20 protein-coding genes are annotated in these 19989 nt (G+C 44.2%); 12 read left to right on the forward strand and 8 right to left on the reverse strand.

What is annotated here, in order from left to right; all coding sequences use genetic code 11:
* Positions 1-17 precede the first annotated feature (17 nt).
* A complete protein-coding gene (locus tag H6F56_RS27160; RefSeq protein ID WP_309236637.1) occupies positions 18-185 on the forward strand; it encodes a DUF4351 domain-containing protein in 168 nt (55 codons plus the stop codon).
* Between the two features lie 155 nt (positions 186-340).
* On the opposite strand, the gene H6F56_RS25190 is transcribed toward H6F56_RS27160, so the two are convergent.
* Positions 341-760: a hypothetical protein gene (locus tag H6F56_RS25190; protein WP_190674657.1), complete on the reverse strand. Its 420-nt coding sequence runs from the start codon at positions 758-760 to the stop codon at positions 341-343.
* Positions 761-987: 227 nt separating this feature from the next.
* On the opposite strand from H6F56_RS25190, the gene H6F56_RS25195 reads away from it, so the two are divergent.
* Positions 988-1650, forward strand: coding sequence for a class I SAM-dependent methyltransferase (locus tag H6F56_RS25195; RefSeq protein ID WP_190674660.1), 663 nt, complete (start codon positions 988-990; stop codon positions 1648-1650).
* Between the two features lie 9 nt (positions 1651-1659).
* Here H6F56_RS25195 and H6F56_RS25200 read toward each other — a convergent pair whose 3' ends face one another.
* The gene (locus tag H6F56_RS25200) at positions 1660-2601 is read right to left on the reverse strand and encodes a DMT family transporter (protein WP_190674663.1); all 942 of its coding nucleotides are present in this window, start codon (positions 2599-2601) and stop codon (positions 1660-1662) included.
* Between the two features lie 585 nt (positions 2602-3186).
* Here H6F56_RS25200 and H6F56_RS25205 point away from each other — a divergent pair.
* Complete coding sequence (locus tag H6F56_RS25205) at positions 3187-3537, forward strand: hypothetical protein (protein ID WP_190674668.1); 351 nt, start codon at positions 3187-3189, stop codon at positions 3535-3537.
* A gap of 315 nt (positions 3538-3852) precedes the next feature.
* Here H6F56_RS25205 and rpsU read toward each other — a convergent pair whose 3' ends face one another.
* Positions 3853-4032: a 30S ribosomal protein S21 gene (gene rpsU, locus H6F56_RS25210; RefSeq protein ID WP_190674671.1), complete on the reverse strand. Its 180-nt coding sequence runs from the start codon at positions 4030-4032 to the stop codon at positions 3853-3855.
* A 116-nt stretch (positions 4033-4148) separates the two neighbouring features.
* Positions 4149-4478, reverse strand: a complete 330-nt coding sequence (locus H6F56_RS25215) for an RNA recognition motif domain-containing protein (RefSeq protein WP_190674674.1) — start codon at positions 4476-4478, stop codon at positions 4149-4151.
* A 493-nt stretch (positions 4479-4971) separates the two neighbouring features.
* Here H6F56_RS25215 and H6F56_RS25220 point away from each other — a divergent pair, with 493 nt between their 5' ends.
* Complete coding sequence (locus H6F56_RS25220; protein WP_190674677.1) at positions 4972-5907, forward strand: polysaccharide deacetylase family protein; 936 nt, start codon at positions 4972-4974, stop codon at positions 5905-5907.
* Positions 5908-6098: 191 nt separating this feature from the next.
* On the opposite strand, the gene H6F56_RS25225 is transcribed toward H6F56_RS25220, so the two are convergent.
* Together H6F56_RS25225 and H6F56_RS25230 are read right to left on the reverse strand one after the other, a co-directional pair.
* Positions 6099-7136, reverse strand: a complete 1038-nt coding sequence (locus H6F56_RS25225; RefSeq protein WP_190674680.1) for an NADP(H)-dependent aldo-keto reductase — start codon at positions 7134-7136, stop codon at positions 6099-6101.
* Positions 7137-7393: 257 nt separating this feature from the next.
* Complete coding sequence (locus H6F56_RS25230; protein ID WP_190674683.1) at positions 7394-8719, reverse strand: adenylate cyclase; 1326 nt, start codon at positions 8717-8719, stop codon at positions 7394-7396.
* 447 nt (positions 8720-9166) lie between these two features.
* On the opposite strand from H6F56_RS25230, the gene speE reads away from it, so the two are divergent.
* From speE to H6F56_RS25250, 4 genes are all read left to right on the forward strand, one after another.
* Positions 9167-10123 (forward strand): polyamine aminopropyltransferase, encoded by a 957-nt coding sequence (gene speE / locus H6F56_RS25235; protein WP_190674687.1) that lies wholly within the window; start codon positions 9167-9169, stop codon positions 10121-10123.
* Between the two features lie 277 nt (positions 10124-10400).
* A complete protein-coding gene (locus H6F56_RS25240; protein ID WP_190674691.1) occupies positions 10401-11240 on the forward strand; it encodes an EI24 domain-containing protein in 840 nt (279 codons plus the stop codon).
* Positions 11241-11426: 186 nt separating this feature from the next.
* Positions 11427-12176 (forward strand): tetratricopeptide repeat protein, encoded by a 750-nt coding sequence (locus tag H6F56_RS25245; protein ID WP_190674695.1) that lies wholly within the window; start codon positions 11427-11429, stop codon positions 12174-12176.
* Between the two features lie 223 nt (positions 12177-12399).
* Entirely contained in the window at positions 12400-13161 is a 762-nt protein-coding gene (locus H6F56_RS25250; RefSeq protein WP_190674698.1) for a class I SAM-dependent methyltransferase, read from the forward strand.
* 138 nt (positions 13162-13299) lie between these two features.
* Here H6F56_RS25250 and H6F56_RS25255 read toward each other — a convergent pair whose 3' ends face one another.
* Positions 13300-13518 carry a hypothetical protein gene (locus H6F56_RS25255; protein ID WP_190674701.1) on the reverse strand — a complete coding sequence of 73 codons (219 nt, stop codon included), beginning with the start codon at positions 13516-13518 and terminating at the stop codon, positions 13300-13302.
* Between the two features lie 348 nt (positions 13519-13866).
* On the opposite strand from H6F56_RS25255, the gene H6F56_RS25260 reads away from it, so the two are divergent.
* From H6F56_RS25260 to H6F56_RS25275, 4 genes are all read left to right on the forward strand, one after another.
* Positions 13867-14550 carry a hypothetical protein gene (locus H6F56_RS25260; protein WP_190674704.1) on the forward strand — a complete coding sequence of 228 codons (684 nt, stop codon included), beginning with the start codon at positions 13867-13869 and terminating at the stop codon, positions 14548-14550.
* A 477-nt stretch (positions 14551-15027) separates the two neighbouring features.
* The gene (locus H6F56_RS25265; RefSeq protein WP_190674707.1) at positions 15028-16536 is read left to right on the forward strand and encodes an MBOAT family O-acyltransferase; all 1509 of its coding nucleotides are present in this window, start codon (positions 15028-15030) and stop codon (positions 16534-16536) included.
* Complete coding sequence (locus H6F56_RS25270) at positions 16511-17488, forward strand: hypothetical protein (RefSeq protein WP_190674710.1); 978 nt, start codon at positions 16511-16513, stop codon at positions 17486-17488. Before H6F56_RS25265 ends, H6F56_RS25270 begins: the two co-directional genes overlap by 26 nt.
* Complete coding sequence (locus H6F56_RS25275; protein WP_190674713.1) at positions 17485-19092, forward strand: Hsp70 family protein; 1608 nt, start codon at positions 17485-17487, stop codon at positions 19090-19092. The genes H6F56_RS25270 and H6F56_RS25275 overlap by 4 nt, the downstream gene beginning before the upstream one ends.
* 243 nt (positions 19093-19335) lie before the next feature.
* Here H6F56_RS25275 and H6F56_RS25280 read toward each other — a convergent pair whose 3' ends face one another.
* Complete coding sequence (locus tag H6F56_RS25280) at positions 19336-19863, reverse strand: L,D-transpeptidase (RefSeq protein WP_190674716.1); 528 nt, start codon at positions 19861-19863, stop codon at positions 19336-19338.
* Positions 19864-19989: the final 126 nt, after the last annotated feature.

Here is a 19989-nt window from a genome sequence, read left to right on the forward strand (position 1 = left end):
GAGAGTTAGCGCTGATTATGGGCCTACTCAACCGGCGACTCGGTACAGTTGAGCCACAGTTGCAAGAGTGCATTCAACAGTTATCAATTCCTCAATTAGAGGATTTAGCTGAGGCGTTGCTAGATTTTTCCCAGGTTGGGGATTTAGTGACTTGGCTGGATAGTCAGCAGTTAGCTCAAGGATAGGGTGAATGAGATGCCAACATTCGATAAGCTGAATATGCCCTTAGCGGGTAAATGCCTATAAATAATCCGGAAGATATGGAGTATTCGTTTTGCAATGAGAACACTTCACCTTTTCCTAATTTTCTATTAATTTGACTAACTTTTATAAAATTCCTCTACTGATAACCCACCGGCTCAATTAAATAAGTTGTCCATTTTTGCTCATTCTCATTGCCGGCAGGAATCGCTAAACGCCAAGTTTGAGCTTGTTGTTGACGTTGCAAATATACATCAAACGGCTTATTTCGCTGAAAGTTTTCTTTAGCCGGCAACTTAATTTTTAAATCATAATTTCCGCGAAGTCGAAACCCTTGTAAATCTTCAATCATCAGCGGCTCTCGCTTCTTAACTCCAATGCGAATAATTTCTAATTCTGGTGGCTGAGAAAGACCCAATTGCCGCACCAATTGCTGTTGAGTTTGGCTGACCTGCATTGCGATTGCTTGTTCGACCAAAGCAACACCGGGGCCAAGGCCAACTGCCTGACAAGCACTTAGTAGTGTTATCAAAATTGCGGTCAAAATGAGTCTGAGCATCTGTTTTCCTCTCCTTTTTTTGTCTATCTGACATCTTTCAGCATTGTTGCTAAGCCGGCAAACCCAACCAGAAATCAATTTTTGGCTAATCGCTAAAGTCAACTACAACCGGCTCACAACCCTAATGCCTAAATTTTGAGGACTTTCCCTATTAGCACGAGGTTTAAACCCTTCGCTACTTGTCGGCGCTAGGATAAGCTTTGGCAACTCTATTTCTCAAATTAACGATGTCTAAGCAAACCCTTGGCCTCAGCGATCGCATCTACGATTATTTATTATCGGCTTCCTTGCGAGAAACCGGCATCCTCCACCGGCTGCGAGAAGAAACGGCCAATCATCCCTATGCAATGATGCAAATTTCACCGGAACAAGGTCAGTTTATGGCACTCCTTGTGCAGCTGGTTGGAGCAAAAAAAACCCTGGAAGTTGGTGTTTTCACCGGCTACAGTTCCTTAACAGTCGCCTTGGCACTTCCCCCTGATGGCAAGATTATTGCCTGTGATGTGAGTGAAGAATATACCACCATTGCCCGTCGCTATTGGCAGCAAGCCGGTGTGGCAGAAAAAATTGATTTAAAACTGGCACCGGCACTCCAAACCCTAGATGACCTCTTGGCAGCCGGTGAAGCCGGCACCTTTGATTTTGCCTTCATCGACGCCGATAAAGAAAACTATGACGCCTACTATGAGCGAGCACTGCAACTCGTTCGCACTGGCGGCTTAATTGCCATTGATAACGTCCTGTGGGGGGGGCGAGTTGCCGATCCTCAAGTTCAAGATAACAGCACGCAAGCCATCCGAACGCTCAACGAAAAACTGCACCAAGACGAACGAATCACCCTTAGCTCGGTTCCAATTGCCGATGGACTCACCTTAACCTTGAAACGCTAACGTTTCTCTTTAGCGCAGGGTGAACAAGATCCCCACACCCGCCAGCGCGACTAAAACCCCAAAAATCGCGCGGAGGCTAACCGACTCTCCTACTCGCATGGCTAGGGGAATCACAAATAAGGGACTTGTGGCACCGAGAGTTTGGGCAATGCCTGTCGGCGCAAATTTTAAGGAAATTTGTTGCAGCCAAATTCCTAAATAGGTACTGGCAAAGGCGGTTAACACAATCACCCCCAACACCTGCTGCGATCGCAACAGTTTATGTGAGATTTCCAACGGCTGGCGTCTCAGCAATACCCACAGCAACAGCGCCAGCACCCCAGCCACCAACCGAATCAGCGTACTCCACAAGGGACTAATACTCGTATTCGCCAAAGCCGCACGGGAGAGAACGGCTCCAATTGCCTGTGACAGTGCTGCCAACAATGCCCAGCCAATGCCTTGACGTAGGTGAGTTGGGTCGCTATTTACGCCGTTTACCCGTTCGCCAATCACCCAAGCGACGCCAATAATGGTTAATAAAATTCCACACCAAGCGCCGGTGCTGAGGGTTTCCTGAAGAAAGCTAAGGGCGAGAATGGCGGCTAATGGGGGCGCGAGGGTTTGCTCCAGTAAAAGTGCCCGTCGTGGCCCTATCGAGGTGAGGGCGGCAAAATAAGCGGTATCTCCTAAGCCGATTCCCAAAGCCCCGCTGAGGGTAAGCAGGGCGAAGGCAGAGGGGTTGATTGCCGGCATCATTGAGGCGAAATTTCCCGTCCCAATTGCACGTAACAATAAGGTGAGGACAATCAGTGCGATCGCAATGACGCCTTTACTCAGGTTTAATTCTAGCGGTGCGATGCGCCGGCCAACGCGAGTGTAGACAACAGACGACACTGCCCACACCAATGCGGCAGTCAGGGCGGCGAGTTCTCCTTTGACATCGGTTAGCCAGACAGGCAAATGAATCATTACGATTTTAAAGTTTAAATTGTAAGCTAACGCACATCAAATTTGTATTTTAGGCGAACATACCCGCTTGCACTCCTTCATAGAGCAATTCAATGCTTAGCCACTTCTTCTCTAGTGGGAAGGATTAGCAGAAGAGGGCAAGGAGTGCTAATGTCGGCTCTAAATAAGCAGGTAATCACGAGAATTCTATCCAAAGTTGTATTAATTTTTGAAAGCAAATATTGCAGACTGGAGATGAAACCAAATTCAGCAAAACTCAGTCAATATCATTGAGGCAATCAGCGGGTGCGTTGCTCAAAAAAACTGGCCTACTTGCGACAAATCTAAAGCTAGAAACAAGGATAAAAGCGATAAGGATAAAGGGTAAAGGATGAGACTTTACTTTCAGGTTTTCCTGCTTGTCCCTATGCCAATACTCACTGTTTGTAAATTCTAGAGAATTCTCTCAAGTAGATCGGCCTCTGTGAGGAAATGTAACTTATGCAACAATATTTAATCCTCCGGATGTAATAAATATCACCATCTGCTGTTTTGCAAAATGGTATCAATTCTATTATTAATCAAGAAACCATTTAGGAGTTGGCTATGAGCTATACATTCGACATCCTAGGGGTATCTCCCATTCTGTACTTCTTCAATCAACAACAAGAAATTTTGCAGCAACAACCCCGCCCGCGTGTGGAATATGTGGGAACTCATAAGTGCACGCTGGATGCTTTTCTTGAATCCATTGAGACGGTTTCCCAAAATCTGCATTGGGAGAAACCTGAAGTGGTGGACACCGTGATAGATTTCTGGATGAATAATTCTGAGAGGATTCAGTATTGGCGGGAGCGTTTGAAGGATGCCGGTCAAGAAAATCTTTTAGTAGCTAGAGTTGCCGATGTCAAATCACTCCAGGAAACATTTGAATCGCTCTTTGGCAAAAACATTTAATCTCGAATTCTATTCCTCTTAGTCTTTCTCCCCATCTTTCGCGCTTCCCCATAAGGATACTTTCAGGGAGAAGGGAGTTGTCGCGTTTAGAGGCTTCTACTGCCAAAAACTCAAACATCTCAGCACAACTCGCATAAACTTTGTGGGAATTGGAAAGCTAGACGCTCTCTGTTTGCCTCATACTTAAAATTAAAGCAGGCATTACTCAATTGCAATGCCCGCCTTAACTGTATGATTTGATCAGTACAAACTAGATCAGCTTCCCACTACTTCGGAACAAGCTAGTGTGCAGTTTCCGAAGCAGAGCGACTTGATTTAGCGGAAACGTCTCTTGCGTCGAGCGGCAACGGCTTTGCGCTTGCGTTTTTCTATGGGCGTTTCAAAATGCCGACGACTTTTGACATCTGCCAAAATTCCGTCTCTGGAAACTTGGCGTTTGAACCGGCGTAAAGCCGAGTCAATTCCTTCATTTTCGCCTGGAACAACTTGGGTCATTCTTTCTCCTTAATTACTAAAAATGCTCAAATGGTCTGTTATCAATTGTTCACCACGAGTGACAACAGACCCTACTTCCTACCAGGGAAGGGGAAACGTCAGCGATGAAGGCTGCCTTAGTAGCGGTCTCGCGAACCTCTTCCGCCGTAACCGCCGCCACCTCCTCGGTTTCCTCCACCGCTGCGACCTCCACCCCCTCCGTCCTCACGGGGTTTGGCTTTGTTCACTTTGAGGTCACGGCCCATCCACTCAGCGCCATCTAAAGCTTCTATTGCCGCCGTTTCTTCAGCATCGGTTTCCATTTCTACGAAACCAAACCCGCGTGGGCGACCTGTTTCACGATCGGTGGGCAGATTAACCCGCTTGACAGATCCGTACTCAGCAAAAACAGAGACGAGATCCTCTTGCGTTACATCGTAGGACAAGTTACCTACATAGATCGACATGGAATAGCTCCAACATTAAAAAGTGTAGAGATTCAGTTTCAGAGATATGCCTGCCGATACACTAGAAAACATTCTATGGCGATTCCGCAGCCAAGAAACAATCTTACAACTGAATCTAATTTACAAATAGTACCTTAACACATTAAGTTTTGTCTGTCTAAGCAACAGTTTGTTAGCTGAAAGGGTCTCTTATAGCCAGTCGGGTCGCTACTGTCTCTGGCAGATTGGTTGAGCCGCCCTTGTGCGCCCACTATAACCGAGGAGTGGCGCAAGGGCACGTGTCTATTCGACTCTCTGCCTGCAGCGCTCTGGCAACCCAGGCTGTTGGGAACAGCGTGTGCCGACTCGGTTTGCCTTAGCGTTGAGAATGGTTAATTTGTCTGTGTTTTTTTATGTTAAGTAATTCCGGATTTCTCGGTTATTCAAGAGAATTTTATCGGTTAAATTACCCAAATCCCGCGACTCTGAATATGAGGAGTGAGGCAAATATTATATGGCAGAGCGTGACTCATTTGGCTGGCAGCAACGAACATTAATTACATTGATTGCCGTCGCCGGCTTGTTCAACATCGGTACGCACTTACCTTGGCGGCAAGCTTTATCTCAAAATCAACGACCGGCACCGATCCAATTTACTGGGCAAAAACAGCAACCCCCAGCGGGAGTCAGCGCACAAACACCCAAACCCAGCGAAGCTAAGCCGGTGCCGGTGGAACCAGATCGCCCCCTAATCTATGCACCGCCGGCAAGATTTCAAGGAAAAGTTATTTATCACTCCCAACTGCAGAGTAAAGAAAAAGTTATCGCCCTCACCTTTGATGATGGGCCGTGGATAGAAACGCCAAAAGTGTTAGGAATTTTAAAGGAATATGATGTCAAGGCTACTTTCTTTATGATTGGGCAACACGTACAAACCTATCCCGATATTGCCAAACAAGTTGTTGCAGCAGGGCACGCAATTGGCAATCACACTTGGCATCATTATACCCATCAGATGGATGGGGCTACAGCAGCAACAGAAATTGATAATACATCTAATCGCATTTTCCAGGTAACGGGTGTAAAAACTCAGCTTTTTCGCCCACCGGCAGGCCGGCTGGAAAATGGCTTAGCCGAGTACGCAAGAAACCAGAAGAATGCGGTTGTTATGTGGTCAGTAGATCCTCTGGACTGGTTGGAAAGTACCTCCCCACAATTATTAGTCAAAGCGGTACTTGATAATGCCCAGTCTGGGGGAATTGTCCTGTTGCATGACGGAGGCGGCAACCGCACAAGAACATTACAAGCTTTACCGCCAATTATTGCTGAATTGAAACTGCGTGGCTACCGATTTGTCTCAGTGCAGGAATTACTAGAAATGGAAGATCGGGAAATGAACGCGATAAATGAAGTTGAAGCTAAAACAGAGAGTTTGAAACAGCAACTTTAAGCGTAGGGGAGGGTTTTGCAAAGAGCCAATTTCATTCAATCTAATAATTTTCGCAACCTCTCCCTTACATCCAAAAGATTTACTTTTGCTTCTGTGTTTATCTGTATTTATCTGCGTTTATCTGTGTGCATCTGCGGTTAAAACATCAAATTTTTCAAAACTTTAACTACTAAGCGAAAAAAATCCTTTCTTCAAGGTGCAGGATTGGGATATTGAGCGTGTACCGCCTCCAAATCCGCCAGAATTTCCTGATTCAGCACCACCTCAACACTTTCTAAATTTTCCTTCAACTGTTCAAGAGTTGTTGCCCCAATAATCGTGCCGGTGACAAACCAGCGAGATCGTACAAATGCCAAAGCCATTTTAGCCGGACTCAACTGATATTTGTTGGCAATTTCTATATAAGCTGCGGCAGCTTTACTTGTATTTGGTTTAAGATACCGGCTACCAAAGTTGGAAAATAAAGTCATCCGTGCGTTTGCTGGTGGCGCTTGCTGGTATTTGCCGGTGAGTGTGCCAAATCCCAAGGGGCTGTAAGCGAGTAATCCCACATTTTCGCGCCGGCAGGTTTCTGCTAAGGCACTATCAAATACGCGATTGAGCAAATTATAAGCGTTTTGAATAGACACCACCGGCGGCAATCCTAACTGCTTGGATAAATGACAGAACTCACCCACTCCCCAAGGCGTTTCATTGCTCAAACCCAGATAGCGAATCTTGCCGGCTTTAATTAAGTCCGCAAAAATCGTAAGCTGTTCGGCAATGGGTATAGTTTCCCGTTCTAAATGAGGTTCATAAGCTGTTTGACTAAACAACGGGACATAGCGATCAGGCCAGTGAATTTGGTATAAATCAATATAATCGGTTTGCAGTCGTTTAAGACTGTCATTGACTGCTTGCTCAACATTCTGCCGGTTAATTGCCCGGTTTTTTCCTCGAATCCAAGACATACTGCGAGTCGGGCCGGCAATTTTTGTTGCAATAATTAACTGATCCCGTTGCTGTTTTGTTAACCACTGCCCGATATATTCTTCAGTGCGTCCCTGAGTTTCTTTTTGTGCCGGCACTGGATACATTTCAGCTGCATCAATAAAATTAACCCCACAAGCAACCGCATAATCAAGCTGCTGATGGGCTTCCTCAATTGTGTTTTGCTGCCCGTAAGTCATTGTGCCAAGACAAATTTCAGAAATGGATAAATCGCTTTGGCCGAGTTGCTTGTACTGCATTAGGAAACTTTATGTTATAGACTTCTTATTCTGAATTTCATCTAAGAAAAATTACAATTTTTAAATATTAGGCAATTTTTTAGTAACATTTGGTGTTTTTAAATCAATCTTTCTTTTTTTTTGAATAACACTAATTTGCACTATGTAAATAGTACCAAAAAAGATTTTACTTAGCAAGATTGTTTAAAAATAAAATTTTTAGTTAGTTTTAAGGCTCAAAATTTGAGCATAAATCAAAAAACAGGCAATTAAATGTTTCATTTTTTGCCAGTCAGTAAATAAGTTGTCATTTCACCTTTGCCTTTAACGTGGATGATTCCTCGCTCTTTAAACTGATAGCGATCTTTTAAACAATCGTAAGTTGAGTGGGTGACTTGAATGCAGCCGGCAATTCCTTGGGATTCCATGCGACTTGCCATGTTTACCGTATCTCCCCACAAGTCATAAATAAACTTTTTGATCCCGATCACACCCGCAACCACAGGGCCGGTGCTAATGCCGATACGAATTCGACAGGATTGCCCCGTTCTGGCATTAAATTGATCTAATGCCTGCTGCATATCTAGTGCCATGTTAGCAATCGCCTGAGCGTGATCTTTTCGAGGCACCGGCAGGCCGGCAACAACCATGTAGGCATCCCCAATGGTTTTAATTTTCTCCAACCCATGCTCCTCTGCTAGATGATCAAATGCTGAGAAGATTTGGTTAAGCAACTCAACTAATTCAGGGGGTGAAATCTGCGAGGATAGTTCAGTAAAACCCACAATATCTGCAAACAAAACCGTGACATCTGTAAAACTTTCGGCAATCGTTTGGTGCTCTTGTTTCAACCGAACTGCAATAGACTCTGGCAAAACATTAAGTAGCAGACGTTCTGAGCGTTCCTTTTCTGCTGTCAGTTCCACGTAGGCAAGTTCTAATTCTTGGCGAGCGTTAAATTCAGCTCGCTGGACGCGCTCATATAAATATACTGAAAGGTCGCAAATAAAACAAATCCAAAACATATATAAATATAAGGCTGCCGGTGTCAGCCAAGGAGCCGGCATTTTGACCTGCAAATTCAGCGCTGCTGTGGTGCCGGCACAGTAAACTAACACTCCTAATTGGGAAATTAAGTGCAAACGCCAGTGGACCGGCATCAGCGTTGCTTGACCGAAAAACATTAAAGGCCACACAAGAATAGAAGGCTCTAAAACACCACTAAATGTCCCTCTAATATGTGGGCTAAGTGTGACAGACCAAGAGAAAATTAGGAATGCTAAACCTGGATATTTTTGACCAAACGTTGAGCGCAGAAATGCAAAACAGACTAGCAAACTCAATTCCACAGTAATTTGGGTCACCACCCAACTAAAGTTAAACTGGTCTGGTTTAAAAAAATGATTTCTCACCTCAAGGCCGGTAAATGTCAAGAAAGAGGTAAAGGCAATCCACAATCCTAAGCGCAGCCGATTTTGTATAAAATTATGCCGCCATGTTCCGTAATCACCGGCATTAGACACAGATTGAGTCCAAAGCAGAGGCGTCAGTATGTTTCTAATGCGTGCGTCTAGCCACGGTTTACCCACAAATTTTTGGTTCATTGCTGGTGTTTCGCACCTCTCGCTTGTGTGTGCCGGCGATTTTCTCTACAGGGAGAAGTCAACAGAGAGTCTTTTGTTTCACCCTTCCCTCTTTTCCCTTGACCCAACCTTCCTATAGTTGTACCTTAGTTATTCCACCTCTTGCAAAGCTTTAAAAAATAAAAATATCATGGGTTGGTGGACAGTTAAGAACCAGTTTTACAAAAGCGAAAAAGCCAAATGTTTATCCTGAGTCAAGCTAACAAAAAAATAGCAGAATTGCTAAAATTTTAGTCATTTATTCCTGAAAATGCTCGTCCATTAGCTGCCTGTCGCAAACAATTTTTTCTTTCACCCTTGACCTTTTCAGCCTTATCTTGCTTATTCGTATCCTGCGGACTAGCAACGATACCCCATTTTGTGGTATTTCTTACGGTCTGTGTAATTAAAGAAGAGGAGGGGGATTGCATGGCCGGTAGTGAGCTTCGTGCCGATATTTGGATCAGCGAGTACATTACGCCTTGGGACATTTATGTTCACGGGGTAACGCGAGTCCTCGCCTACAAAAAAACTGATTTTCAAGAAATGTACGTCGTGGAAACCGGCGCTTACGGCAAAGGACTGGTGCTCGACGGCAAATGGCAATCATGCACCGGCGACGAGTTTCTCTACCACGAGCCACTCGTACACCCCGCTATGATATTTCACGGGGAACCGAAAAAAGTGCTTGTCCTTGGCGGTGGTGAAGGCGCGACAGTGAGGGAAGTGCTGCGCTGGAAAACCGTTGAGAAAGTTGCCATGATTGACATTGATGGCGAAGTGGTGGAAGCTTGCCGCCAGCATTTGCCAGAAATGCACCAAAATGCATTTGATGATCCTCGTACCGAAGTTGTTATCGGTGACGCTTTGCATTTCTTAGATACCACCGATGATCGGTGGGATGTCGTCATTTCCGATCTTTCCGATCCTATCGAATCTGGCCCATCTTTCCAGCTATTTACCAAGGAATATTTCGAGAAAGTCCAGCGCGTGCTCTCACCAAACGGGTTTTTTGTTGTGCAAGCAGGGCCGGTTTCTCCGTCTGAAATGAAGCTTCACGCTCGCATTGTGCGAACCTTAAATTCGGTTTTCCCCAATGTAAAATCTTACACCAGCTACATCCCTACCTATGGATCTCCTTGGGGTTTTGCGGTTGCCTCAGCCTCGCCAATTAATACTCGTCCTGAACCGGAAAAAATTGACGAGATTTTGGCTAAACAGACCACAGGCGGTTTGCGAATGTTTGACGGCACCACTTTGTTGGGAATTTTACAGGTGCCGGGTCATTTGCGGCGAGCAATTGAATCAGAAACCCAAGTTTATACAATGGCAGAACCTCCAAAGTTTTTTGGCAAGGGATCTGTGAGTCAAGGCGCGAATGGTTAAGTGAAATTGATTGCAGAAATTCGGGGGTTAGAGGATGAGAAGTTATCTAGTCCCCGATCATTAAATTTATTTTGCAAGGTTGCCGGCTGGCACTTGTTAGATCAAGCTTTCTTAATTTAAAAGACCCATAAATTCCCATTTAAGCTGATTTCTTAGAAAATAGTAAATTCCTAACTTGCAGCAGAGGTATCCCGCCGTTCCTGCGACTAAGTGAAGTTAAAATATAAAAAATATAAATCTAGGATTACAAGATCCTAGAACAGTCAGAGCAAAAAAAATGTCTAATATAATTCACGCCCCAGTCGGATTTGTATCAGGGGCTACTTATCCATTTCGAGCGCTTGTCTTCTTAAGACGCACACCGCGTCTTTGGAGCTATGTGCTAGTTCCCATTTTAGTTAATATTGTTGCCGGCATTGGTTTGTATGTCGGGCTGCTTTTGCCAGGATTAAACGGAATTGATGGCTTAGTTGCCACCTTGGATGCTCGCACAGATGCCTTAATTGCCGGCTTACCGGCTTGGTTATCCGTGCTGGATTTTCTAGACACTGGGTTAGGTTGGTTGCTGCGCTTTCTGTTAGTCGCACTCCTACTCGTTGCCATCGGTTTTTTGCTTGTGCAATTTGGCGTTATTCTGGGTTCACCGTGGTACGGGCAACTCTCGGAACAGTTAGAATTGTCACGCACGGGTAAGCTGCCGAAAGCAGAGGGCGGAGTCGCTGCAATTCCTCGCGATATTGGGCGGGCGCTGCTGTTTGAATTGAATAAATTGCTGCTTTTAATTCAGGTAGGTTTGCCCTTATTGCTGCTAAATTTTTTACCAGGATTTGGCACAGCAATTGCAAGTGTCGGCGGCATTGTATTAGCTGCTACACTTGTCTGTTTAGATTTTCTAGATGCGCCTTTAGAACGCCGGCGTTTGAGTTTTAAAGATAAGTTGGGAATCATTCGTCGCAGTTTGCCGGCTTCTGCGAGTTTTGCCCTCGTTTGTTTGGGTTTAATCAGTATTCCCTTATTCAATCTTTTGGCGGTTTCCCTCTGCGTCACCTCTGGAACGCTGTTTTTCTGCGATCAGATTTGGCCGAGTTTTAATGAGGGATTAGAGAATCAAGAGTAAAGGCTAGGGTTTTAGATTCTCCACACCAAGTTGATTTGTCGGCAGTTGGAGAATCTAAAATCTGTAAATCTTTTGCTAAAGATTTCTAGCAAATAATGATTAGTTTCTAATCCATAAGTATGTTAAGTGAGAAGGATCTGTCAAAGGTTCATCTTAGCCTTAACCCTTAAGTTTTTTAGGTTAACTATGAAGCTTCGATACTGGATCATTGGCTGCATTCTTTTGATTTTATCTCTAAAGGCAATTGAATTTAAGCCTAAGTCGGCTGATTTTTGGTATAGCAGAGGCGTAGTGTTAAGGTACTTAAACCGCAACGATGAGGCGCTTACTTCTTACGACAAGGCAATTCAATTGAAGCCTGACTATGCTGATGCTTGGTATAACCGAGGCATTGTGCTAAGGAAGTTGAAACGCTACCATGAGGCGGTTGCTTCTTATGACCAGTCAATTCAATTGAAGCCTAATGAGCCTGATGCTTGGAATAACCGAGGTAATGCGCTAAGCGATCTCAACCGCTACCATGAGGCCCTTGCTTCTTTCGACAAGGCAATTGAAATTAAGCCTGACTTGGCTGAAACTTGGAATAACCGAGGCACTGTGCTAAGGGACTTAAAACGCTACGAAGAGGTCTTTGCTTCTTATGACAAGGCAATTGAATTAAAGCCTGACTATGCTAGTCCTTGGTATAACCGAGGCAATGCGCTACAGGATTTGAACCGCTATGAGGATGCGGTTGCTTCTTATGACAAGGCAATTCAATTAAAGCTTGACGATGCTGCTGCTGCTTGGCATAACCGAGGCAATGCGTTATATTTGCTGGGACGAAATAAACAAGCACTTGAGTCTGTGGAGAAGGCACTGCAAATTAATCCGAATTTTAAACAAGCGCAGAAATTACGAAAAACGATTTTACAAAAGTTAGGGCGCTCAAAATAATAGGGTATCCATTGTTTTAAGCTGAATTAATTCTGTCTCAGAAAATATCAGATTGGGTTGAATAAATCTAATATTTTTTATATGAAAATAATCAATTAAGGCTGGATTTTGGTTGATATATCAAAAGTTTTACAAGAGGCTTATAAATATTCGGAAAGCCTTTTATAAATTCACTAAAATTAAATAAAAATGTGATTAATTAACCCAAATGAGGAAAAACAAAATGGAACCGGAAGACAAAATTAAAGAACAGTTTGATCGGGCTGCCGGCGCTTATAGCACCTCGCCAATTTTTGCTAAAGGACACGATCTCAAACTGATGGTAGAAGCCGCAAAACCGGCACCCGATATGACAGTTCTCGATGTCGGATGTGCAGCCGGCCACACTGCATTTGCCTTCGCACCGCACGTTCAAGAAGTTATCGGTGTCGATATTAGTCAGGGAATGCTTGCAGAAGCCTCCCAGCAAGCCGATGCGCGAAATATTACCAATGTGCATTTCCAAGAAGCGATCGCATCTTCACTTCCGTTTGCAGATCAGCAATTTGATATTGTTACCTGCCGGTATGTTGCCCATCACTTCCCTAGCTTAATGCCGGCAATCACTGAAATTTACCGAGTTCTCAAAGCTGGGGGACAGTTTCTGGTCGTAGACATTATTTCACCCGAAGAACCGGAACTCGCAGCCTTTATTAACCAAGTCGAATTATTACGAGATCCCTCTCACAGTCGTGACTGGATGATCTCCGAGTGGCAGGCAGCAGGAGAGGAGATCGGAATGCCATTAAATGCGATCGCACAATGGGACTTACCGATTGATTTTGCCGACTGGACAGCGCGGCAGCAGACGCCACCCGATGCGATCACCCAACTCGAAACACTTTTAGATAGCGCTTCGCCGGCAGTCCAGTCAGCTTTTTCAATTGTGAAAAAACCACAGCGTTCATTCCACCTTTGGTCAGTTCTTTTGCAAGGAACGAAATAAAAACCTTATTGCTTGCTAAAAAACTGAATCATTTGATTTCGCTTATCAGTGGAAAAAATCTATCTCTGCTGCCCCTGAAATTCACCCGATTTTGGAGATTTCACGCCTTCGATACTGCAATATTACAGCGAATGGGAATTAAGCTTTCGACACCGGCTTCAAAAACAGCCAACTCACAAAAAAGAAAGACGCTGTAAATAATTGAACCAGATCCAAAGCAGATAAATAGCCATCAGAGAAAGAAGCAATGCTTCTATCGGTAATGCCAAATACCCAAGAGGAGATACCCAAAAGCCAAATCCCGTTTCTGAGGTTTCCTAAAAAGATTGAGAGTTCGGAAGGTTGCTGATTATTCATGGTTTCCGCCCTTTTTCTTGAAATATCTCGATTAATCAACCGTTTCAAGGGCTTCAGGTCTTGTTCGAGTTCCTTTACTCCCTTTGTAACTTCATGTTAAGAAATGTTTTTTTTAATTGCCATAATTCCAAAGAAAGACTTATGCACGATTTGGCATCCGTGATATCTACCGAAAGATAGAGTTACTTCCTTTGGCTCAAGACGTTACAAGCACCGCAAGCCATCCAGCAAAATCAGATTCGCTGATTTATGGCCGGTTTTTGCAGATTGAGCAGCCGGTAGTCGGGAAGCCGGTTGTAAGGCTTTTAAAGTAAAAGAGTAAAGAGTAAATGTCACCGAGCTAAAACGATGGTGAGAAAAATTACACTTTGGCTGCTGTGGGCCGGCTTTATCGCCTACGCTTTCTTCTTGACTCCGGAACGCCAAGCCGCTTCAATCACGCTGCTGAAGAATTTATTTACCCTTCAGTGGGCTGCCATCAACCCGATTATTCTGTCCATATTCGCTTTAATTGGCATTTTGCTGCTGATTTATAGCTGTGTTCTGTTTATTGATGGCAGAATGCAAAAGATTCCTTTCTGGCCATTTGTCGCTGCCGGCGCGGGAACCGGCGTGATTGGCTTGATTCCCTATTTGGCGCTACGCGAATCAAATCAAACATTTTCTGGCGACAAGGATGCGTTTCTCAAGCTGATGGACTCGCGCTGGACTGGCGTAATTCTCAGCCTCAACACCCTTGCTTTGCTTGCATTTGCTTGGCTAGCCGGCGACTGGGGAGATTTTGTTGGGCAGTTTCACAGCAGCCGGTTTGTGAATGCAATGACTGTGGCGTTTTGCTTGTTCTGCCTGCTCTTCCCCACTGTGCTAGGCGATGACATGGCGCGGCGGGGAATTGAGGATCAACGCGTTTTCTGGGCAGTTGCACTGGTGCCGGTGCTTGGGCCATTAGTTTATTTGTGCCTACGTCCGCCGCTATCGCTTTCTGGGGCAGATGCCGGTGTGCGTCAGGCAAGCGCCGCAACGCGATCTTAATTTAAGTTGAATGGCACGTTCGGTCAGCGTTTTTTGCCGCAACGTGTCTCAACTGTAACAGCCTCTGGCGGCTGGGGACTTCAGACTCAGAACTGACAAAGGTTCTGGGTTTTTTACGCCCTCGAAACTTTAAAGGCGTTGCTGTACAACCCCAGATAGATTTATTTTAGTTAAGTATTTCTACCTATAGACTGAGATGGAAAAGAACAGGTTGCTTTAATATATCTTTATAAATAAAAAAAAGCAAAGCGGCATTGGCTGAGAAATGTTGCCCTGTGTTTCCTAGCTTTTAGAATATGCCCCTTTAACATCTTTTCCCTGAGCCGGTCGATGTTCATTATCGCCCATTTTTACTCAAAAAAATTGAGCGGTTAATTTCTCATGAGTTCATAAAATTTTAATGACTTCCTATTTAAGAAGAAAAGCCGAGCAGAGAAATGATTTAACCCCTATGTTACTAAATTAAGTTGCAATCTTATGTTATTCAATAGCTCAGTTTTTATTATCTTTGTTACCGTTACTTTCTTTATTTATTATATTCCACAATTTCAGAAAATACAGGTTCCCGTTTTAATTGCTGCAAGCTTCATCTTTTATGGGTGGAGTTCGCCGGCACTTCTCATTTTACTTTTAATCTCGATCCTTATTAATGGCATTACTAGCTACAAAGTTGCTAACGCTTCTCAAAACCGGGAGCGTTTTTTTTGGGCATTGAGCGGAGTCGTTGCCAACTTATCAATTCTCGCTCTTTTTAAATATGGCGCATTACTCACCAATCTTTCCCTTAAAATCTTTAACGCATCCACTACGCCTGAAGACGGTTTAATCTCTGTCCTTTTACATTTACCTTTACCAATTGGGATTTCGTTTTATACATTTGAAGGAATTAGTTTGGTTGTTGACGTATTTCGTCATCAAAATTTGGTTGCAGCAGGAACCTCGCTGCCGACCCGTTCTTTTGTTAACACCAACCTGAAAAATCACTTAGTTAACACCTCATTCTTTCTGGCCTTCTTTCCGCAGATTTTATCTGGGCCAATTGTGAGGGCAAATGATTTTTATGACCAAGTCAAGCCTAAGTTTATTCAAAGTATCCCTTGGCCGATTGTTTTCCGTTCCTTGGTTTACGGATATTTCTTAAAAATGGTCGTTGCCGATAATTTAAAAGACTATACATTTTGGATTAACTATCCCTACTATCAAGGATTAGGAACATTAACAAATTTAGTCTTGCTGTTCGGCTACTCAATGCAAATTTTTGCAGATTTCGCCGGCTACTCTTTAATTGCAATCGGTTTAGGTGCCGCCTTTGGTTATACTCTGCCAGAAAACTTTAATTTTCCCTATATTTCTCGTTCCCTTTCTGAATTTTGGCGACGCTGGCACATCTCCTTATCAACTTGGTTGCGAGATTACTTATATATCCCTTTGGGAGGTAATAGAAAAGGGGAAGTTAGAACTTATATAAATTTGATGGTTGTGATGACTTTAGGCGGACTCTGGCACGGTGCAGCTTGGAGTTATGCAGTCTGGGGGATTTTTCATGGCATTGGCTTAGCGCTGGAAAGGTTCTTTTTTGGCAGACTGAAATCGATAAAAAAATCTGAAGATGAGTTGCCGGCTTGGAAAAAGTTTGCAATTGATTCACTTCAAGTTTTATCTGTTTTTTGTTTTGTTTCCTTAGGATGGCTTTTGTTTAAATTACCTCGATTTGACCAAGCTATGGACTTCTTGGTAACTTTGTCTCGAAATATCTGGATCAAGCCAGATTTCAATCATATCCTTCCAGTATTCATTTTTTCTCTGCCGGTTATCCTGTATCATTTACCTCACTTTCCTACCTTACAAACTTTTCAAGCTCAAAGCTTAAACCCAATAAAAAGGAGGCGTTGGCGTCTGCTAGAAGACGTGTTGATGGGGATTATGCTGGCACTTTTAATTTTGAATAAGGGGAGCGCTAATGAGTTTATCTACTTCCAATTCTAAAACGGTTTCGACTGATTCCACCTCAGAAATTCGTTCTATATACAGAGCGATCAGCATCGGCTTGCTTTTGCTGTTAGGGTATCATGTATTAGTGAAACAGAGAGTCGTGCCGGCAACTTCGGGAATCAATCAGGCGCAAAGTAATGTGATTAAAGCCCAAAAGTATGTTTATGAAAATCCATCACCGAAGTTGATTTTAGTGGGTAGCTCTCTAACTGCTACGATTAAACCCAAGGACATCGGCAGTCATGTGATTAATTTAGGAATGGCGGGAGGTTCTAGTCAAACCGGCCTGGAAATTGTGAAGAAAGAAAAATTAAAATCAGCGATATTACTCGTAGAAATTAACGAAACAATTGAGCGCAAGCTCGATCAGCAATTGCTTGACTCGATTTATGAGCCGGTGTCACACTTCAGCCAGCTTCATTTTCCGATGTTACGGCAAGAATATAAACCTGTGGATGTTTTGGTTCAAGCCGTTAAAAATCGCTTGAAATCTGCTAAGAAAGAAGAGAAAAACGAGCCACCGGCACAAGCGGAAAACTTCAATCCAAAATTGAGAGAAAAAGTTCTAGCACAACAAATCAGCGCCAAGATGCAGCCACTCTCGCAAAGTGAGCGGCAAACCTTAAAAAGTGCAGCGAAATCGATTAAAACTCAAATCGCAGAATTGCAAAAACAAGGGTTACGAATTATCCTCTATGATCTGCCGGGAGAAAAGCAAGTTAAGAACACGATAGAGGAAAAACAAATACAGCAAATCATGCGAGAAGAGTTTCCGGCAGATACTTATGAATGGCTGCCGGCACCAGCCTTTAAAAATTGGGTCACTTCAGACGGAAGCCATCTAGTGAGTTCGGACGCGCAAGCCTATGCTGTTTTCCTACGAGATAAACTACTAAAGACGCCTTTTTCTGTATCTCGCAACCCGGGAACAACACAGCTAGAATGACCATCGCTATTGATTTTGGCACGAGCAACACCGTCATCGCTCGCTGGAACCCAGCCACCCAGCAGGCAGAAACACTGAAACTGCCGGCCCTCTCAGTGCAGTTGGCACAGAATCCCCCCTTAATTCCAAGTTTGGTTTATGTTGAAAATGCCGCGCATGGTGAGATCGTTGCCGGTCAAGCAGTGCGCGACAAGGGACTTGACCTCAAAAACGATCCCCGCTTTTTCCGCAGCTTTAAGCGGGGAATTGGCACCGATATTCAAGGATTTCTCCCCGAACTCGATGGCAAAACCGTCACGTTTGAGCAGGTAGGGGAGTGGTTTTTAAGCCAAATTATCGACCAAATGAAAACAATTTGGCCAGATGTGGGCGAATCTCTGGTGTTAACCGTGCCGGTGGACAGCTTTGAAGCTTATCGCCACTGGCTAGGTAAAGTTTGTCAAAAGCTGCCGGTGGAGGTGGTGCGGATGCTAGATGAACCCACCGCCGCCGCTTTAGGCTATGGGCTGGCAGACAGGCAGCTTTTGCTGGTGGTAGACTTCGGTGGCGGAACCTTGGATCTGTCCCTGGTGCGCTTAGATGCCGGTGGTAGTGCAGCAACCAGCAAAAAACCGCTTGGTTTCATTCTCAAATGGGGTGAAAAAACCCTAGCTGAATCTTCCGCACAGAAGGTAAAAACTGCTCGTGTTTTGGCAAAAGCCGGCCTAAATTTAGGCGGAACTGATATTGACAACTGGCTCGTTGATTACTTCGTCGCCAATCAAGGTCTAACGAAAGCTCCCTTAACCACTCGCTTAGCTGAACGGTTAAAAATTCAACTTTCTTTACAGCGGCAGGCGAGTGAAGTTTATTTCGATGATGAAACCTTAGAAAGTTACGAATTGCAACTAGATCGCGCTGGATTTGAAGAAATTCTTAAAGAACACGAGTTTTTTGAAAATCTCGATGAAGCGATGACTCAAGTTTTGCAACAAGCGCGACGTCAAGGCATTGAAGTTTCAGATATTGATGCAGTTTTATTAGTCGGCGGCACTGTTCAAATTCCCTCGGTTCAAACTTGGGTGCAGCAGTATTTTGAGGCTGATAAAATTCGTTGTGAAAAACCATTTGAAGCAATCGCAATCGGCGCTTTGCAACTCACACAGGGTATAGAAATCAAAGATTTTCTCTATCACAGTTACGGCATTCGCTACTGGAACCGGCGCGAAAACTGCCACAGTTGGCATCCGTTAATTCAAGCCGGCCAGTCTTACCCTATGAGCGACTCGGTAGAATTAGTTTTAGGTGCTTCTGTTGAAAACCAACCCAGCATTGAATTAATTATTGGGGAGTTAGCCGCACAAACCGGCGGCACGGAAGTGTATTTCGACGGGGATCGTTTAGTTACGCGCAGTTTAGCAAGCGGTCAAACTGTAGTGCAACCCCTCAACGATAAAGAAGGCGCACGCAGTATCGCTCAATTGATGCCTCCCGGCTTTCCAGGCAGCGATCGCGTCCGAGTTCAATTCCAAGTAGATGATCGGCGCTTCCTTAAAATTACGGTGGAAGACTTGCTGACCAATCAAACTTTATTGGAAGATAAGCCGGTTGTCCAATTAAGTTAAGAATCAGACTAAAAGGTGACCCCAAATTCGGTTATACGCAACTAATAATCCTGGCTTACTGAGAAGTTTGGGGTTAACAACAAGAGTTTAGCGAAACCGGATTTGGGATGAAATACAAACTCACTTAAGCTTTTAGTCAGTTTTAACTAGACTTTCGCTATTAGCCCGGAAATTAATTTCCGGGCAAGCTTGCTAATTGCTATTGAAATTACTTCAATATTTCAGTTAACCGCACTCCGCAATTTATTTATGCACAATCACCGGCGTTCCGACATCTGCCCAGTTAAACAACCACTCCGCGTGATTGACGGCAACGTTGGTGCAACCATGACTGACAGGGGTGCCAAATTTGTTATGCCAGTACGCCCCGTGAATTGCGTAACCGCCAAAATAATACATAGTGAAAGGCACATCAGGAACGTCATAGTCGTCCCCTTGCATTCTGGCGACACGATGCTTGGTTTGAACGGCAAACGCGCCCGTAGGAGTGGGGGTTCCGTCTTTGCCGGTAGAAATGACGATGGCGTAGACGCTTTTATCACCTTCCCAGGCAACTAATCGCTGCTTTGCTAAGTCTATTTCAATCCAGCGCTGACTGGATTCTTGTAGATTTAAAATAGCGTTTGCAATTTTATTATGCTCAGCATCTGCAAAGGCAGGCTCTGCTAAAAAAGGAGCTGACCAAGCACAAAAGGTAGAAACAATTAGCGAGGCACCGGCCCAGAATGTGCCAGAGCGACGCAACCAAGAAGCGTTGTTTGTGCTATTCATCGTTTACCACTCCTGGGATTTTAAAACTGTAAAGCTTCTCATCTGCCTTTTCCAGCATTTAACTACAAATGCTTACCTGCTAATTTCGGCAAATCGGGAGAATTTCTTTTGATGAGCTGTTAAGCC

Origin of the sequence: Microcoleus sp. FACHB-672, from assembly GCF_014695725.1 — a bacterium.
Lineage (GTDB): Bacteria > Cyanobacteriota > Cyanobacteriia > Cyanobacteriales > Oscillatoriaceae > FACHB-68.

Coding starts and splice junctions, on each gene's coding strand:
- H6F56_RS27160 (WP_309236637.1), top strand. CDS start 18: ATGGGCCTACTCAACCGGCGACTCGGTACAGTTGAGCCACAGTTGCAA.
- H6F56_RS25190 (WP_190674657.1), bottom strand. CDS start 760: ATGCTCAGACTCATTTTGACCGCAATTTTGATAACACTACTAAGTGCT.
- H6F56_RS25195 (WP_190674660.1), top strand. CDS start 988: ATGTCTAAGCAAACCCTTGGCCTCAGCGATCGCATCTACGATTATTTA.
- H6F56_RS25200 (WP_190674663.1), bottom strand. CDS start 2,601: ATGATTCATTTGCCTGTCTGGCTAACCGATGTCAAAGGAGAACTCGCC.
- H6F56_RS25205 (WP_190674668.1), top strand. CDS start 3,187: ATGAGCTATACATTCGACATCCTAGGGGTATCTCCCATTCTGTACTTC.
- rpsU (WP_190674671.1), bottom strand. CDS start 4,032: ATGACCCAAGTTGTTCCAGGCGAAAATGAAGGAATTGACTCGGCTTTA.
- H6F56_RS25215 (WP_190674674.1), bottom strand. CDS start 4,478: ATGTCGATCTATGTAGGTAACTTGTCCTACGATGTAACGCAAGAGGAT.
- H6F56_RS25220 (WP_190674677.1), top strand. CDS start 4,972: ATGGCAGAGCGTGACTCATTTGGCTGGCAGCAACGAACATTAATTACA.
- H6F56_RS25225 (WP_190674680.1), bottom strand. CDS start 7,136: ATGCAGTACAAGCAACTCGGCCAAAGCGATTTATCCATTTCTGAAATT.
- H6F56_RS25230 (WP_190674683.1), bottom strand. CDS start 8,719: ATGAACCAAAAATTTGTGGGTAAACCGTGGCTAGACGCACGCATTAGA.
- speE (WP_190674687.1), top strand. CDS start 9,167: ATGGCCGGTAGTGAGCTTCGTGCCGATATTTGGATCAGCGAGTACATT.
- H6F56_RS25240 (WP_190674691.1), top strand. CDS start 10,401: ATGTCTAATATAATTCACGCCCCAGTCGGATTTGTATCAGGGGCTACT.
- H6F56_RS25245 (WP_190674695.1), top strand. CDS start 11,427: ATGAAGCTTCGATACTGGATCATTGGCTGCATTCTTTTGATTTTATCT.
- H6F56_RS25250 (WP_190674698.1), top strand. CDS start 12,400: ATGGAACCGGAAGACAAAATTAAAGAACAGTTTGATCGGGCTGCCGGC.
- H6F56_RS25255 (WP_190674701.1), bottom strand. CDS start 13,518: ATGAATAATCAGCAACCTTCCGAACTCTCAATCTTTTTAGGAAACCTC.
- H6F56_RS25260 (WP_190674704.1), top strand. CDS start 13,867: ATGGTGAGAAAAATTACACTTTGGCTGCTGTGGGCCGGCTTTATCGCC.
- H6F56_RS25265 (WP_190674707.1), top strand. CDS start 15,028: ATGTTATTCAATAGCTCAGTTTTTATTATCTTTGTTACCGTTACTTTC.
- H6F56_RS25270 (WP_190674710.1), top strand. CDS start 16,511: ATGAGTTTATCTACTTCCAATTCTAAAACGGTTTCGACTGATTCCACC.
- H6F56_RS25275 (WP_190674713.1), top strand. CDS start 17,485: ATGACCATCGCTATTGATTTTGGCACGAGCAACACCGTCATCGCTCGC.
- H6F56_RS25280 (WP_190674716.1), bottom strand. CDS start 19,863: ATGAATAGCACAAACAACGCTTCTTGGTTGCGTCGCTCTGGCACATTC.